Genomic DNA, 16,325 nt, shown 5'->3' with positions numbered 1-16,325 from the left:
GCATGAACTATCCGGATGCGGTCGAATACCTGTACGCGCGTTTGCCTATGTTTACGCGCGATGGCGCATCGGCGTTCAAGAAAGACCTCGTCAACACCTTGCGCCTTTGCGGCGCATTAGGTAACCCCCAAGAGCGCTTTAAAGCCGTCCATATCGCGGGCACCAATGGCAAGGGGTCTACCTCCCACATGCTGGCCGCTATTTTACAGGCCGCGGGCTACAAAACGGGCCTGTATACGTCACCTCATTTGTTGGATTTCCGGGAACGGATCCGGGTAAACGGCGTCATGATATCCCAGCGCTCGGTTACCGATTTTGTCAAGCAGCATCAGTCCCTGATCGAGGCGATCCAGCCTTCTTTTTTTGAGGTGACCGTGGCGATGGCATTTGATTACTTCGTGAAGGAAGAAGTGGATATTGCCGTTGTCGAAACGGGGTTGGGTGGCCGGATCGATTCAACCAACGTGATCACGCCGTTGCTTTCGATCATCACCAACATCGGCCTTGACCATACCCAAATGCTGGGCGATACCTTGCCGGAGATTGCCGCCGAAAAGGCAGGCATCATCAAATCCGGTGTGCCTGTGATCATAGGCGAATGGCAGGCCGAGGTCGCGGGTGTTTTTGAGCGTGCGGCTCGGGAACGGGGGAGCATACTCACGTATGCTCCGCATCGCTGGCAGGTGACGGCGGCCACGCGGTCGGCAGATCTGCTCCAGCTGAGAGCTGCCCGACAGCAGGCGCCCGAAGAACAGGCTTACGCGCTGGACCTAAAAGGAAGTTATCAAGCCAAAAACCTTCCTACGGTGCTGAGTGCCGTGGATGAACTGCGGGAGATGGGTTTCGTCATCGGCGATAAACACGTCAAAAGCGCCCTGAAGCAGGTGCAACGGCTTACGGGACTCATGGGGCGCTGGCAGACGCTATCAACTGATCCGTTGATCATTTGCGACACGGGGCATAATGTAGACGGTTGGCGGGAGGTACTGGCCAATATCGAGGCAACGGATCATCGGGTGCTCCATATGGTGATCGGCGTGATGCGCGATAAGGATCTGACCACTATGCTTCCGATGCTGCCGAATACGGCCCGATATTACTTTTGTGCGGTGGATATGCCGCGGGCGTTGCCGGCAGTTGAGCTGCGCGCGGCGGCGGCGCGTTCCGGATTAGACGGAGAAGCCTTTGGTCATGTGGCGGGGGCTATTCAGGCGGCCCAACAGCAGGCATTGAACGAAGATCTTATCTTCATCGGCGGAAGTACGTTTGTCGTGGCTGATGCACTGGCCAGCATGGGTTTTACAACGGCTTAAGCAAGGCCGCTAAGCCGTCAACTCCCCCCGTATGTTCCGCTCGGCCCAATAAGCCACATCACGTTGGCTCTCGAATTCTCCCTGTAGGTACATGAGTTTGGTGACAGCCGCTTCGAAGGTCATGTCGTATCCACTCAGTACGCCCATTTCTTTGAGGTATGTGCTGGTTTCATAGCGTCCTAACTCTACACTGCCCACCTTACATTGGGAGATATCGAGGATATTTTTGCCGCTTCGGATCGCTGAGCGCAAGAGGTCGAGAAACCATTGATCGGTCGTGGTATTGCCCGAGCCGAAGGTCTCCATGATCACCGACCGTGCATCGGATTCCAAGATCGTTTTGACCACCTGCGGACTGATACCCGGATATAACTTGAGTACGGATATGGCGTTATCTAGTCGCGTATGCAGCGTAAACTCCTTATCGCTATTGTCCAGCAGCGCCTCCCGGTTGTATTTGAGGTACACGCCGGCTTCTACCAGTACCGGATAGTTAGGGGACCGGAATGCTTCAAACTTGGCCGAGTTATATTTGAACGAACGATTGCCCCGGAAGAGTTTGTTATCAAAGAAGATACAGACCTCGTGGATGAGTGACTTTCCCTTTTTTTTAGCCGAGGCCAGCTCCAGGGCCGTAATGAGATTCTCGCGGGCATCGGTGCGTATTTCTCCGATGGGCAGCTGCGATCCGGAAAGGATCACCGGCTTCTGTAATCCTTCGAGCATGAAGCTCAATGCCGATGCCGAGAATGCCATGGTATCCGAACCATGAAGGATCACGAACCCATCATACGCATCGTAGTTTTCATTGATGATGTTGGCCATTTCAACCCATATGGCGGGTTGCATGTTAGATGAGTCGATGATGGGCGTAAACGAGTGCACGCTCAGGTTGTAGTTCAGACGGCCCAGTTCAGGAATATTTTTGGCAATCAGGTCGAAATCAAACGGCATAAATGTGCCATTTTGATCATCTTTGACCATTCCAATGGTGCCGCCTGTATAAATGACAAAAATATTGTTCATCCCCTTGGTATTATGCGTTCATTGGTGCAGGTCTATATTCCAAAAATACGTTTGGCATTTTCCGTGGTGGTCGCGGCCACAGTGGCTACGGCTACGCCCCGCAAATCTGCGATTTTTTGCGCAATAAGCAAGAGGTAACTGCTTTCATTCTTCTTACCCCGATGCGGCACTGGCGCTAAGTACGGCGCATCGGTTTCCAAGACCATGTGATCGAGGTCGAGTGTTGCCACCACGGCATCCAGTCCGGCGTTTTTGTAGGTGACCACACCGCCTATACCCAAGTGGAGTCCCAATGAGATTGCACGCTTGGCCTGTTCGGTACTTCCGGTGAAGCAATGCAGCACCCCCGTCAACCGGCCATCCTGCACCTCCTCCAGCAACAGGAAGAGCTCATCAAAGGCATCCCGACAATGGATCGAAACAGGTAGACCGAGTTCCTTGGCCCATCGGGTTTGTATACGGAAGGCTTCTTGCTGCAACGCCAAAGTCGTTTTGTCCCAGTGGAGGTCAATGCCGATTTCGCCGATGCCGTGGATACCGTTTTCCGGTATCGTCTTTTCGATGACGGCCAGCTCCTCCAGGTAGTTTGCTTTTACATCACAAGGATGTAGCCCCATCATCGCGTAGCAATTGTCCGGATACTGCGCGGCCGTACCCAGTACCTTAGCGATGGATGCGCTGTCTACATTGGGCAGGAGCAGCTGCTGCACACCGTTGGCAAAGCAGCGCTCTAGTTGGGCGTTTAGCTCGGGGGTACCGTATAGGTAATAAATGTGGGTATGCGTATCGACCAGTCTCATGGACCAAATATACATAAAACAAGAACGCCCTCCGCAAGGGGAAGGCGTTCTCGAAGATTACTGCGCGGTAGTGTCCTGCGCAGTAGTATCCTGCGCGACCGGCTTCAGGATGTCGACAAGCTCGACTTCGAACACCAACGGTGCGAAGGGCGGTATGACACCGCGTGGGTCGCCACGCTCGCCATAGCCCAATGCAGAAGGAATGATGAACTTGGCCTTGCTGCCTTTGGGCAACAGCAACAGTCCTTCGTCCCAACCCGGGATGACCTGCCGTACGCCAATCGCGAATTTAGCCGGTTCGTAAGGCCGCATTGCGTTGTATATCTTGTTCTTTTCAGCTACTTCCTTCACAGATGTATCGAACACCTTGCCGGTGCTGATCATTGTACCGGTATAATTGACCGCTACCGTATCGCCTGCCACCGGTTTTTCGCCCTTGCCTTCTTCCGTGATGATGTATTGCAATCCAGAGGCCGTTTTCATAGGCTCCAAGTTGTTCTTTTTGACATAGCTGCTGATCTTGCCTTCTTCAGCAGTTTTCAGCTTTTCAATTTCGGCGTCGAAATAGGTGTTTACTTCCGCATATAATGCGCTATCTGTCAATTCGCCTTTCTTGAAATGCTTATTTACCTTGATGTTGAACGTTACATAATGATCGGCAAAGTCCGGCTTGGGTTGCATGGTCTTTGCTGCCATCGTATCGAGGTTGAGTTTGAAGATGGCGCTATCGCCTTCACCAAGCATCTTGAACATCGAGTTGTAATCGCCGGGATACAATCCTGGGAGTGAATCAGCCGCGATGTTGACGATCTGAGGCAACCCGATATCGTAGGTGCTCGAAAGCAGCGAGTCCCGATCGGTCGTTACGATCAGGTTTACGGAAAGCATGTCGCCGGTTTGTGCTTTCGGCTGTCCGTTATCGTCTACGATCCTGTATTGCAAGCCCCCTTCACCCGTCTTGAACTGCTGGCAGGCACTCGCCAACACAGCTGCTGCAAGACCTAAACTAAAAATTGATTTCTTCATTTTTTCTTGTCTAATTAATTATGTTGTTAAAAGTGTTTTATACTCCGGTAATATCGATTTGAATGTAGCGATCACCTTGTCCAGCGGATCGTGGGAATTCCCACCCGCAGCGTTACGGTGTCCGCCTCCGTTGAAATATTTTTTGCAGACTTCATTGCAGGGAAACTCACCGATAGACCGCAGCGACAGTTTGACCTGCTCAGTACGATCTACAATTAACGCGGCAAGCTTCATGCCACTAATGGCTAATGCGTAATTAACCAATCCCTCGGTATCACCTGTGGTGATCTGAAAACGGTTGAGATCCTGACGGGAAATGCTGAACAGTGCCGTTCGGTACTCGTGCAGCACTTCGAGCCGGTTCAGTAAGCAAAATCCGAGGAATTTCAATCGATTTTCGCTATAACTATTGTAAACCGCTTCATGTATTAACCAGTTTTTGGCGCCCAACGTGATCAGGTCAGCTATAATGAGATGCACCGATGGGGTGGTGGTCTGGAACCGGAAGGAACCGGTGTCGGTCATGATACCCGTATACAGGCAGGTAGCGATATCAGACGTAATGGCCGCGTGATCACTCATCACATTGACGATAAAGTCATAGACCAGCTGTGCGGATGCCGCTGCCTGACTATCCCAATGCCGATAGTCGTCAAAACCTTCGGGTTCCAGATGGTGGTCAATCATGACTTTAATACCGGTCGCCTGCTTGACAGCCTCCTCCATGGCATGGATGCGTGGAAGTCCATTGAAATCAAGGCAGAAAATCAACTCAGCTCCGCCGATCAGCGCGTCATTGGCCGCTTTGTCTTCGGTATATATCCGGATGTCCGAACGCCCCGGCATCCAGTCCAGAAAAGCCGGGAAATCTGACGGCACAATCACGTGTACGCAGTGACCTTTGGTCTTCAACCAATGATATATGGCCAATGAAGATCCCAACGCATCTCCATCGGGTTTGTGGTGGGTGGTGACAACGATATGCTTTGGTTTGGCCAGTTCCCCCTTAAGCGCTTCCGGTGTAAACATTCAACTGTTAAAAGTGTGCAAACCTACTAATAAAAAAATCGATTAAGGAATTTTTGGGAAGTGAAATCGAAAAAAATCAACTGTGTGTTGGAGTTTCTCAATAAAACAAATTTTTATAGCTTTGGACACGTATCCGGCTAAAGGCGGTACGACTGATGATAAACTTAGTACATTCCAAATGTCAACACCATTAAGAAGTCAGGAATGGTTTGGTAGAACCGGCAAAGACGGTTTTATCTACCGAGCGTGGATGAAGAACCAAGGGATACCCGACGACGAATTCAGGGGAAAACCCATCATAGGCATCTGCAACACGTGGTCTGAACTGACCCCTTGCAACGGGCACTTCAGGGAATTGGCCGAATCCGTCAAACGCGGCGTGCTGGAAGCCGGGGGTTATCCGGTGGAATTTCCGGTCATGTCATTGGGTGAGACGTTGGTGAAACCTACAGCCATGCTATTCCGCAACTTGGTCAGTATGGATGTAGAAGAATCCATCAGGGCCAATCCCATTGACGGGGTGGTATTGCTATGCGGCTGCGATAAAACCACCCCTTCGTTGGTGATGGGTGCCTGCAGTGTAGACCTGCCCACATTGGTGGTCTCGGGCGGACCCATGCTTACGGGTAAATACAATGGCCGGGACATCGGCACGAGCGATGTATGGCGGTTTTCTGACGATGTACGCTCCGGTATCATGACCGAAGAAGAGCTGAATCTGGCGGAAGCAGGCATGTGCAGGAGCAAGGGGCATTGCGCCGTTATGGGCACCGCATCTTCAATGGCCTGCATGGTCGAGTCATTAGGGCTCTCCCTGCCGGGCAACGCGGCCATACCCGCAGCGGATGCGAACCGGAAAGTGCTTGCCCAGCTATCCGGCAGGCGCATCGTGCAGATGGTGCGTGATGACCTCCGATTGTCGGCCATACTGACACGCCAGGCCTTTGAAAATTCGATCAGGGTCAATGCTGCGATAGGTGGCTCGACGAATTTCGTCATCCACCTGCTGGCAATCGCCGGCAGGATCGGCGTGCCGCTGTTGATCGACGATTTTGACAGGTTCTCACGCGACATACCCCTTGTAGCCAACTTGCAGCCGTCTGGACAATATTTCATGGAAGACCTGTACTACGCGGGCGGTCTGCCGGTAGTGATGAATACCATCAGCAAACACCTGCATCTCGACTGCCTGACGGTGAACGGCAAGACCCTAGGTGAGAACATTGCCAATAGGCGGAGTTTCAATAACGCCGTGATCTCGGATATCGAGCAGCCGTTTAATCACGTATCGGGGGTGGTGATTTTGCGGGGCAACCTTTGCGAAGGAGGATCCGTGCTGAAGCCTTCGGCCGCGAGCGCACAATTGATGCAACATACCGGCAAGGCAGTGGTGTTTGAAGATATTGAAGATTATAAAAGGAAAATCGACGATCCCGACCTGGATGTGGACGAAAACAGCGTATTGGTTTTGAAAAATGTGGGTCCAAAAGGCTATCCGGGCATGCCTGAAGTGGGCAATATTGGATTGCCGAAGAAGTTGCTTGCAAAGGGCATCACCGATATGGTGCGGATCTCCGATGGGCGGATGAGTGGAACGGGATTCGGTACAGTCGTACTCCATGTCTCGCCGGAAACTGCCGAACAAGGAACAATTGCATTGGTGGCGAATGGTGATCTTATCCGGTTGGATGTCCCTAATCGTCAACTCGATCTGCTGGTGGATGATGCGGAATTGGAACGGCGGCGCGTGTCATTGACTTATCCTACGCAACCGTTTACCAGGGGGTACGCCAAACTATATGTAGACCATGTGGAGCAAGCCCATCTCGGGGCGGATTTTGACTTTTTGAAGGGCAGTTCCGGAAGCGAAGTTTCGCGCGATTCGCATTGATATTAAGCAGGATAAATAATGGTTTCAGCAACATACAGCGGTAAGACCGCCATCGTGACGGGAGCAGGACAGGGGATCGGCTTTGAAATATGCCGGCAATTGGCATCGGGAGGGGCGACCGTATTATTAAACGACATTGACAAGTCGCTGGCAGAAAATGCCCAGCGCCGCATCGAAGCCATCGGCCGTTGCATCGCCTGTCCCGGTGATTCGGGCGATCTGGCGTTCATTAAGCAATTGGTCAATTCGGCAGTAACCGAGACCGGAACCTTGGATATTGTCGTCGCCAATGCAGGGATCACGTTATTCGGCGATTTTCTGGATTATTCACCCGAGTCGTTTAACCGCGTGATGCAGGTCAACCTCGGGGGAACTTTTTTTTTAGCGCAGGAAGCCGCAAAACGAATGATCCAACAAGGAACCGGTGGATCACTGTTATTTATGTCGTCCGTGACCGGCCGCCAAGCCCACAAAAACCTGGCGGCCTACGGCATGTCAAAAGCGGCATTGGAGTTGCTGGCCAAACACCTGGTGCTGGAATTGGCACCCTATGGGATCAATGTCAATACTGTCGCGCCAGGAGCTACGCTGACCGAGCGAACAGCGGAAGACGATTCCTACGCCGCCACTTGGGCTGAAATTACGCCGATGGGCAGGGCCGGCACGCCAGCGGATGTCGCAGCAGCGGTATCATTTTTGGTCAGCGATCAGGCCAGACACATTACCGGTCAGACACTTGTCATCGATGGGGGGTGGAGTTCGGTGAGCCCATCACCGTATGAATAGCGGCATTTCAACGTTTTAATAAATGCGATACAGGTCCTGAATTTTATTTTGTCCTACATAATCACAAAAAAATAGTGCATTTTTGTTTGCACACATTTCCAAAGATGCCGAGTAAAAGTTTAAGCAAAGATATAGCGAAGATTGCATCGACCACCATGGCCGACGTGGTAGAAATACGGTTACGCGAGTATTTGAAAAAAAAGGCATTCAAACCGGGTGATGCATTGCCCAAGGAGCTCGAACTGGCCGAAGCTCTGGATGTAAGCCGCAACGTGGTCCGCGAAGCGCTTAGCAGGCTGCGGATGCTCGGCATGATCGAAACCAAGAAAAAGCGGGGCATGGTGCTCGCAGAACCCGATATCCTCGGGGGATTTGAACGCGTAATGGACCCGCTGATATTGGATCAGAAGACCTTAAAAGACCTGTTCGAGTTACGGTTAGTGCTCGAAATGGGGTTAGCAGATGTACTATACGCCCGAATGACCGAACAGGACCTGAAAGAGCTTGAGCAGATTGTCAATAAAGAGGTGAATAAAGTGCAGAAACCTTTCAAGGTCAAATACGAAATTGCTTTCCACGGCAAACTTTACCAGATGACCGGAAATGATACCTTCAGGCGATTTCAGAATATGTTGCTGCCCGTATTTGAATATGTAGTCAGTGAGGAAGCCAAAATCAACGGCGAAGCCAAAGTGGGCAAAGTGACGCACCGGGATCTGCTTGAATTATTAAAGACCGGTGGCCCCGAAGATTTCCGGCAGGGGATGAAAGAACATCTCGGTCCGCATTTTGAGCGCGTTGGCAAATAAAACGCGCTAAACCAAACACCCCCATTTTATCGGTTTAAGGTTATAGTCCCAACGGGTTATTGCACTCGTTAGCAAAGAATTTTTTTTTGAAAATAATTTGGAAATATAAAAGCAAAGCACGTATGTTTGTTGTTATGTTCTACATAATAATGTAGAACCAATTCATAAACTCTATAACACGATGCGGTTAGCGCTGTTGATTTTATGCCTATTCCATGGCGCGTGCTTTTCAGCCTGCGCTGTTGCACAAAATACCCAGTCCCCGCGAAGACCGAATATCATCGTCTTTCTTGTCGATGACTTAGGATACAGCGATGTCAGCTGTTACGGCAGTGATTATTACGAAACACCACACATTGACCGATTAGCGAAATCGGGCATGCGGTTTACACATGCTTATGCGAGCAGTACGCTCTGCTCGCCAACCCGAGCCAGTTTGCTTACCGGCAAAAATCCCGCCCGTTTGCATATTACCCATGCTATTCCGATCCAGGGTTATAAACGCATCGACGAAGGCAAGGGTACACCGCTGAAAGATGCGGACTATGTAATGAATCTTCCGTTGGAAGAAGAGACGATCGCAGAGGCCTTAAAGGCAGATGGCTATACTACGGCGAGTATCGGCAAGTGGCATGTCTGCGATGATCCGGCCTACTACCCCGAATACCAGGGCTTTGACGTCAGCATCGGGGGCAATCACCACGGGCATACGGGCGAACATTTCTATCCATACCACGCCCGGTGGCGGATGGCAGAAGGGCAGCCTTGGGTAGAATGGAACACACTTCCCGATGGTAAGCCTGGGGAATACCTGACCGATCGGTTGACCGCAGAAGCAGTGGATTTTATAGAAAGCAACCGTGATAAGCCCTTTTTTCTGTATTTGTCTCACTACGCCGTGCATACACCTATTCAGGCAAAGAAGGACATTCAGGCACGTTATGAAAGGAAGACTCCGGATTCGCTGAAAGGACACGTGAAGCCCGCTTATGCCGCCATGATTGAAAGCGTGGATGCCAGCATGGGGACCGTCATGGGAAAATTGGCGGCGTCCGGGCTGGCCGAAAACACCATCATTATCTTTACCTCTGATAACGGCGGATTCGGCAGGCAGACATCGAACTATCCATTCAGGGGCAATAAGGGTAATTTCTACGAAGGTGGGATCCGCGTGCCGTTGATCATCCGCTGGCCGGGGGTCACGGACAAGGCATCGGTTTCGGAAGTGCCGGTGATTACGACCGACCTCTACCCGAGTATATTGGAGATGGCAGGATTGCCCCTGCTGCCTGATCAACATAAGGATGGCATCAGTATCCTCCCTGTACTTAAACAAAAGGGGACGCTGGCACGGGACGCGCTTTATTGGCATTTTCCGAACTACGTCGGAACCGGCCATCCCAACCCGTCTGCCCCGCTCAGTGCGATCCGGTATGGCGACTGGAAGCTGATTGAATCGCTCGAAGACGGCATGCTGGAATTGTACGACCTGAAGTCAGACATCACCGAATCGCGCAATTTGGCATCGGTCAACAAAGACACGGCAGCGGCGCTCTTGAGCATGCTGGAAACCTGGCGCAAGGAAACCGGCGTGCAAATGCCGCCGATCAATCCAGCATATGTACTACCTCCTGCGGCACAAAGCCAATGGCAGGTACCTGTATTAATTAATAAGAACAACAATCCGGTATTGCAGATTAAGGTAGCAGTGCCGGAAGAGGTTGAGGACGCTTGGCTGGAGGAAATCCAACTTACGACAGAAGGAACTACCCAATTGAGCGATATATCGGCAGTACGGGTCTATTATTATGGAACCGATTCAGTCGCTGGAAACATGAACGAGATCCAGAAACCGCTTTTCGGTGAGTCTAAGCTCAGTGAGCAGGCAGTACAAATGACCGGTCGCCAACTGTTGCAGCCGGGGGATAATTACCTGTGGGTATCGTATGAGCTGTCGCCGTCGACGAACCTGGACCATTTGGTTGCGGCCCGCTGCGTATCGCTGCGCGTGGGTGGAAAAACGATTGAGGTAAGTCCGCCTGCACAACCGATCCGGCAGCGGGTGGGGGTGGCCGTGCGGAAGCATATGCAAGATGGTGTGCATACGGCGCGGATTCCTGGTTTGGCGAGAACCAATGATGGGACGTTGTTGGCAATCTTTGATGCCCGATATGAAAGTGCCCGGGATTTGCAGGGGCATATGGATATCGGATTGCATCGAAGTAGCGACAATGGCCAATCTTGGGAACCCCTTCAGATCGTTCTCGACATGGACGAATGGGACGGCCTGCCTCAAAAATTCAACGGCGTGTCCGATGCGTGTGTTTTAGTAGATAAAAACACGAATACGATCTATATCGCCGGCCTCTGGATGCATGGCGTGATCAACGAAGCAGGCAAGTGGATAGAAGGGCTGACCGAGAAGAGTGACGATTGGAATCACCAGTGGCGCAACAAAGGTTCACAGCCGGGCTTCGGCGAGCGGCAGACCGCACAGTTCCTGATCGTAAAGAGTACCGATGGCGGAAAAAGCTGGAGCAAGCCGACTAACCTGACGCGGATGTGCAAGAAAGCGGAATGGTGGCTGTGGGCGCCCGCCCCGGGCAATGGCATTACGATGGCTGATGGTACGCTGGTATTTCCTACCCAAGGGCGGAATAAAAACGGCGAATCCTTTTCAAACATTACCTACAGTACGGATGGGGGGATCACCTGGAAAACAAGTAATCCGGCATATTCGGGCACAACGGAGTGTGCTGTTGCTCAACTGACGGACAACAGCTTGATGTTGAACATGCGGTTCAGTGCAAACAAGGGAAAATCGGGTGACGACAACGGACGGGCCGTTGCGATAACCAACGATCTTGGAAACTCGTGGACGATGCATTCATCATCGTTTCATGCACTGCCGGAGCCTGTATGCATGGCGAGCTTGTACAACCATGGAGCAATTTTATTATTTTCCAATCCGAACTCGAAACAATTCCGTGAGGACATGACCATTAAAATCAGTCACGACCGTGGGAAGACCTGGCCAGCGCAACATTGGATTTTGTTGGACGAAGGCCGAAGTAGGGGATACTCATGCCTGACAGCCGTGGATGAAGGACATGTAGGCATCCTGTATGAGAGCAGCCAAGCGGATTTGGTGTTCCAGCGGGTTGACATCGATCAGATTTCCAATAATTGAATAATTGAATAACTCATGTTGAAAATAACGACGTATAAGATCGGATGGATGGTAGTAGCGGTTTTGATAATGTGCATCCTGCATGTGCCTGTTGCGAGTGCCCAAATTAGGCAAAGTGCACAAGCTGTACAAAATGAGGTGGTTGTATTTGAACCCACGGCCGGAGCGTATTCATCTACCCGTATTCCAGCGTTGGTGCTTACCAAAAAGGGAACGCTTCTGGCGTTTGCGGCGGGTCGAATTGAAAGCGCGAGTGACTGGGCGGATATGGATTTATTGCTGCGGAGGAGTGAGGATGGGGGTAGTACCTGGAGCCCTATACAGGTCGTTGCCGAACGAGCTGGAAATAAACCAACAGACAATCCAACCCCGATAGTGGGAGATGACGGAACCATCCACTTGCTTTATCAGCGCGACTATGCCTATGCATACTATACCCAGTCAACGGATGATGGTCTTACCTGGGCACCACCGTTGAACATTACGCCAACCTTTGAGGCTTTTAAAACAGATTACGATTGGAAAGTCTTAGCTCCAGGTCCCGGTCATAGCATCCAGCTTAAAAGTGGACGACTCTTGGTGCCTGTCTGGCTTGCCAACTCCGATAAATTAGCGCCGCATCGGAGCCATCGGCCTTCGCGTATTGCGACCATTTATAGTGATGATAGCGGGAAGACCTGGCAGCGGGGGGCAATGGTGCCTGAAGTTGAAGGCTTCAAAAACCCCAGTGAGACGATGGCTGTTCAGTTGCCGGACGGGACGGTAATGTTGAGCATCCGAAACGAATCGGAAAAGAGGCGTAAGGGCGTCAGCTTCAGTAAAGACGGAATTTCGGGATGGACTACTCCAGCATACGATGAAGCGTTATTTGAGCCGATTTGCATGTCGAGTATTTTGGGGGTTGATTATCAAGGAACGGATTATTTGATCTTTTTGAACCCGGATAGTGAACACCTGCCGAAACACCCCCGTCAAAACCTAACATTAAAGGCCAGTGAGGACAGTGGCAAGGCATGGGGAACTGAACGGGTGATTTATGACGGTATTTCTGGTTACTCCGATATGGCCGTGGGGCCGGATGGCACCATATATTGCTTATTTGAAAAAAAGGAATCTCCGGACGATGATTGGTCGCTTGTCTTAAGGCGGACGACTATGGATGCGCTAAAAGAGTGATTTCTGCATAAATATTTGGAACTGTCGCGTTGCAAGTTTTATATTTGTTGATATGTTCTACATAATAACCAATTTCCTATATTTAATTAACTGAGTTATGAGGTCTATTTTTTTATTTTTTATTTTTCTGTGCGGCATCGTGTTTTCGAGTCACGTCTCCGCACAGGACAGGAGGGTCGCAGGCACCGTCAGCGGAGCTGACGGAAAGCCGCTGGAAGGGGTGACGGTTTCGCTGAAAGATTCGGAGGTGAAGACCACTACCGATGAAAACGGTGCGTTTCAGGTCCGTGTTCCATCCTCGGGAGGAGTTCTTGTTTTTTCAACCGTCGGGTTTGAAGTAACGGAAGCGGCTATACCGTCGTCAAACGAGGTCAACATTACGCTAGCTGAGGCAAACGAGAGTTTGGAAGAAGTCGTCGTGGTGGGATACGGAACGCAGTCGCGCCGAACCATTACATCGGCCATTACCAAGATCGGCGGAGAGGCACTGCGGGACATACCCATCAGTACGGTGGGTGAGGGACTAAAAGGTAAAATCGCCGGTGCGCGGGTGTATCAGGCAAACAGCACACCGGGGGCGGATGCCATTTTCCGAATACGGGGTGGGTCGTCTATCAATAAATCCAATGATCCGTTGGTACTGGTAGATGGTGTGGAGCGGGCTTTTTCCGGCATCAACCCCAACGACGTGGAATCGATTGAAGTACTGAAAGATGCTGCTTCTACCGCCATTTACGGCTCGCGCGCATCCAACGGGGTAGTGTTGATCACGACAAAGAAAGGTTCGGCTTCGCAGGCGCCCCGGATCACCTTCGATGTAAGCCTTGCGCATCAGGAGCCGGAAACCCTGATCGATTTCATGAATGCGCGGGACTATATCAATACAGTGAGGCCAGCTGTTGCGTTGAGTCCCAATCCGCAATACAATAATTCCTCCGGCTATTCCGCCAGTTCCGCGAACGATGAAAATTCCATTTATTCGACGCGTTACCTGAACGAAGGCGAATCCGTACCGGCTGGTTATGGTTCGATGCCGGATCCGCTGGACCCGAGCAGAACGCTGATCTATCAAGATAACGATTATCAATCACTGATGTACCGCGATGTGCTCTGGCAGAATTATTACTTGGGCATCGATGGGGGCAATGAATATCTTCGGTATGCCGCGAGTGGTGGTTATACGGACGACGCGGGTGTAGCCTTAGGTACCGGTTATTCCCGGTATAGCGCGCGCGCCAGAACGGATGTAAAAATTTCGGAGAGACTAAACGTGAACACGGCCATCGACTTTTCCTCAACGGGATCAAGCCAGTTCGAAAACCAGATGAACGTGATCGCCCGGGGGCTGGCTACTCCGGCTACCCAGAAAATATACTACGCAGATGGGAGGCCAACACCAGGCTATAATGCGTCTTCTCCTAATCCCGTTTGGTGGGATTATACAAGAGACCAAGCAAATAAGGACAGGCGGCTTTCATTGATAGGCGGGTTGGACTACCGTATCTTGGACCAGTTGAAAGCGAATGTCCAGGTTTCGAATTATAATCATGTGACGCAATTTGATTATTTCGAAAAAGCGCATGAATTCAGCGGGCTTAGGACCACCGAATCTGAGTTTGGTGAATTGGGAAGAACCAAAATAGATGCATACCTCTCATACGATGAGACCTTTGGCACCCAGCATGCGCTATCCGGGATGGCCGGATATTCCTATCAGGTAACTGACAATAAGACCTTTTCAGCCAGTGCGACAGGGGCCAGCTCGGATAAGGTGCCGACGCTCACAGCAGGACCTAATAAAACCGGAGCGGACAGCAACTTCGAGGAGCAGGTATTGATTGGCTACTTCGGTCGCCTTTCTTATGACTACCTCAAAAAATACCTCCTGATGGCTACTTTCCGGTACGACGGTTCTTCGTTGTTTGCAGAAGAAAATCGCTGGGGCTTTTTCCCCGGTGTTTCTGCGGGATGGGTGGTTTCGGATGAGCATTTCTTGGAGAATAGCAATGTCGTCGATTATTTGAAATTGAGAGCGAGCTATGGACAGACCGGTAATAATTCGATCGGCTTATATGATGCATTAGGCAGGTATGCCACTGACGCGCGATACAACGGAAATGCGGGTATCGTGCCTGGGAACGTGGGCAGTGCAACTTCCTCTATGCCGAATAGGGACCTTACCTGGGAAACCTCAACGCAACTCGATGCCGGTTTCGATCTGAATATTGTCAATAACCGGATTTCAATCAGTGCGGACTATTTTAACAAAATCACGGAAGATCTGCTATTCAGCATGGAGTTGCCGAATACTGCTGGATTCAACAATGTGCAGACCAACATCGGCAAAGTCCGGTTCCATGGATATGATCTTGAACTCACCTCCAGGAATATCGAAACGAGCGCATTTTCTTGGGAATCCAAACTGACGTGGAGTTTTGTCAAAAACAAGGTATTGGAACTGCCTGATAATGGCCGCGACCGGAATCGTATCGGTGGGATCACTTTAGCCGATGGAACGGCTTTCGGCGGTACCGCTGAAGGGGAGCCGCTGTATCGGTATACGGGTTACCGGGTAGATCACATCCTGCAAAATGCAGAAGAGGCTGCCAATGCGCGGTACGACGAGAGTGCAAAAGGATGGGATCCAACGGATGGTCAAAGCATCCGGGGACGTAAGCTGCCGGGCGATTACGAATGGATGGATCGAAACGGTGATGGACGAATTAACAGCATGGACCAATTCGAACTCGGTGTGACCGTACCACACACCACAGGCGGGTTGAATAACTCCTTTTCGTATAAAAACTTCAGCCTGAATGTGTTTGTAGACTGGGCATTAGGTCATTCCATCAATCATAATGCGTACATGCGGTACTTCATGAATACCTTTGCCAATAACTATACCTTAGTGGATGAAGTGATGAAGGGTTGGAAGCAGGAGGGTGACGATACGAAGTATGCCCGGTTTACGGCCAATGATCCCGATGCTGGAAACTCGAATTTTTCCAGGACATCCGATGTCTTTAATTATAAAGGCGATTACCTTTGCATCAGGGAAGTGACGCTCCAATACCGTATGCCCGAAAAAGTTTTCAGCAAGCTCGGAGTGAAGGATTTAACACTGACATTATCTGGGAACAACCTGCATTATTTCTCTGCCGTGCAGGGAAAGGGGATTTCACCGGAAGTGGGGGCTTCGACCACCTACAATGCATCGTACTACAATTATCCTCCGATCAGAAGATTCTCATTTGGAGCTAAAATCACATTATAAGATTC

The 16,325-nt window shown here is 50.9% G+C and carries 11 protein-coding genes; 7 read left to right on the top strand and 4 right to left on the bottom strand.

Translation table 11 applies throughout. The features are described from left to right. The first annotated feature begins 2 nt into the window (after window positions 1-2). The gene (locus ACMGDE_RS17255) at window positions 3-1,313 is read left to right on the top strand and encodes a bifunctional folylpolyglutamate synthase/dihydrofolate synthase (protein ID WP_436834069.1); all 1,311 of its coding nucleotides are present in this window, start codon (window positions 3-5) and stop codon (window positions 1,311-1,313) included. A gap of 9 nt (window positions 1,314-1,322) precedes the next feature. On the opposite strand, the gene ACMGDE_RS17250 is transcribed toward ACMGDE_RS17255, so the two are convergent. From ACMGDE_RS17250 to ACMGDE_RS17235, 4 genes are read right to left on the bottom strand one after another with little or no spacing between them, the layout of a single operon-like run. Beyond that, entirely contained in the window at window positions 1,323-2,339 is a 1,017-nt protein-coding gene (locus ACMGDE_RS17250) for an asparaginase (protein ID WP_436834068.1), read from the bottom strand. A gap of 32 nt (window positions 2,340-2,371) precedes the next feature. Further along, entirely contained in the window at window positions 2,372-3,139 is a 768-nt protein-coding gene (locus tag ACMGDE_RS17245; RefSeq protein ID WP_436834067.1) for a TatD family hydrolase, read from the bottom strand. Window positions 3,140-3,196: 57 nt separating this feature from the next. Further along, entirely contained in the window at window positions 3,197-4,165 is a 969-nt protein-coding gene (locus tag ACMGDE_RS17240; protein WP_436834066.1) for an FKBP-type peptidyl-prolyl cis-trans isomerase, read from the bottom strand. Between the two features lie 18 nt (window positions 4,166-4,183). Next, on the bottom strand, window positions 4,184-5,194 hold the full coding sequence (locus tag ACMGDE_RS17235) for a DHH family phosphoesterase (RefSeq protein ID WP_436834065.1): 1,011 nt from the start codon (window positions 5,192-5,194) through the stop codon (window positions 4,184-4,186). A gap of 178 nt (window positions 5,195-5,372) precedes the next feature. On the opposite strand from ACMGDE_RS17235, the gene ACMGDE_RS17230 reads away from it, so the two are divergent. The 6 genes from ACMGDE_RS17230 to ACMGDE_RS17205 all read left to right on the top strand — a co-directional run bounded on the left by ACMGDE_RS17230 (window position 5,373) and on the right by ACMGDE_RS17205 (window position 16,320). Beyond that, window positions 5,373-7,085 (top strand): IlvD/Edd family dehydratase, encoded by a 1,713-nt coding sequence (locus ACMGDE_RS17230; RefSeq protein ID WP_436834064.1) that lies wholly within the window; start codon window positions 5,373-5,375, stop codon window positions 7,083-7,085. Between the two features lie 18 nt (window positions 7,086-7,103). Continuing rightward, the gene (locus ACMGDE_RS17225) at window positions 7,104-7,871 is read left to right on the top strand and encodes an SDR family NAD(P)-dependent oxidoreductase (RefSeq protein ID WP_436834063.1); all 768 of its coding nucleotides are present in this window, start codon (window positions 7,104-7,106) and stop codon (window positions 7,869-7,871) included. Window positions 7,872-7,975: 104 nt separating this feature from the next. Continuing rightward, window positions 7,976-8,680 (top strand): FadR/GntR family transcriptional regulator, encoded by a 705-nt coding sequence (locus tag ACMGDE_RS17220; protein WP_436834062.1) that lies wholly within the window; start codon window positions 7,976-7,978, stop codon window positions 8,678-8,680. A gap of 181 nt (window positions 8,681-8,861) precedes the next feature. Next, window positions 8,862-11,870 carry a sulfatase-like hydrolase/transferase gene (locus tag ACMGDE_RS17215; RefSeq protein ID WP_436834061.1) on the top strand — a complete coding sequence of 1,003 codons (3,009 nt, stop codon included), beginning with the start codon at window positions 8,862-8,864 and terminating at the stop codon, window positions 11,868-11,870. Window positions 11,871-11,885: 15 nt separating this feature from the next. Next, entirely contained in the window at window positions 11,886-13,046 is a 1,161-nt protein-coding gene (locus ACMGDE_RS17210) for a sialidase family protein (RefSeq protein WP_436834060.1), read from the top strand. Window positions 13,047-13,143: 97 nt separating this feature from the next. Next, window positions 13,144-16,320, top strand: a complete 3,177-nt coding sequence (locus tag ACMGDE_RS17205; RefSeq protein WP_436834059.1) for a SusC/RagA family TonB-linked outer membrane protein — start codon at window positions 13,144-13,146, stop codon at window positions 16,318-16,320. The last annotated feature ends 5 nt before the right edge of the window (window positions 16,321-16,325 follow it).

Origin of the sequence: Parapedobacter brassicae (assembly GCF_051400755.1) — a bacterium.
In the GTDB taxonomy this organism is placed as follows: domain Bacteria; phylum Bacteroidota; class Bacteroidia; order Sphingobacteriales; family Sphingobacteriaceae; genus Parapedobacter.
The sequence above is the reverse complement of the archived record's forward strand: the minus strand, read 5'-3'. Positions and strand labels throughout refer to the sequence as shown.

Bases quoted from the DNA above. Each gene is read 5' to 3' on its own strand.
- ACMGDE_RS17240 (WP_436834066.1), bottom strand. From the start codon at position 4,165: ATGAAGAAATCAATTTTTAGTTTAGGTCTTGCAGCAGCTGTGTTGGCG.
- ACMGDE_RS17230 (WP_436834064.1), top strand. From the start codon at position 5,373: ATGTCAACACCATTAAGAAGTCAGGAATGGTTTGGTAGAACCGGCAAA.
- ACMGDE_RS17245 (WP_436834067.1), bottom strand. From the start codon at position 3,139: ATGAGACTGGTCGATACGCATACCCACATTTATTACCTATACGGTACC.
- ACMGDE_RS17210 (WP_436834060.1), top strand. From the start codon at position 11,886: ATGTTGAAAATAACGACGTATAAGATCGGATGGATGGTAGTAGCGGTT.
- ACMGDE_RS17205 (WP_436834059.1), top strand. From the start codon at position 13,144: ATGAGGTCTATTTTTTTATTTTTTATTTTTCTGTGCGGCATCGTGTTT.
- ACMGDE_RS17225 (WP_436834063.1), top strand. From the start codon at position 7,104: ATGGTTTCAGCAACATACAGCGGTAAGACCGCCATCGTGACGGGAGCA.
- ACMGDE_RS17235 (WP_436834065.1), bottom strand. From the start codon at position 5,194: ATGTTTACACCGGAAGCGCTTAAGGGGGAACTGGCCAAACCAAAGCAT.
- ACMGDE_RS17250 (WP_436834068.1), bottom strand. From the start codon at position 2,339: ATGAACAATATTTTTGTCATTTATACAGGCGGCACCATTGGAATGGTC.
- ACMGDE_RS17220 (WP_436834062.1), top strand. From the start codon at position 7,976: ATGCCGAGTAAAAGTTTAAGCAAAGATATAGCGAAGATTGCATCGACC.
- ACMGDE_RS17255 (WP_436834069.1), top strand. From the start codon at position 3: ATGAACTATCCGGATGCGGTCGAATACCTGTACGCGCGTTTGCCTATG.
- ACMGDE_RS17215 (WP_436834061.1), top strand. From the start codon at position 8,862: ATGCGGTTAGCGCTGTTGATTTTATGCCTATTCCATGGCGCGTGCTTT.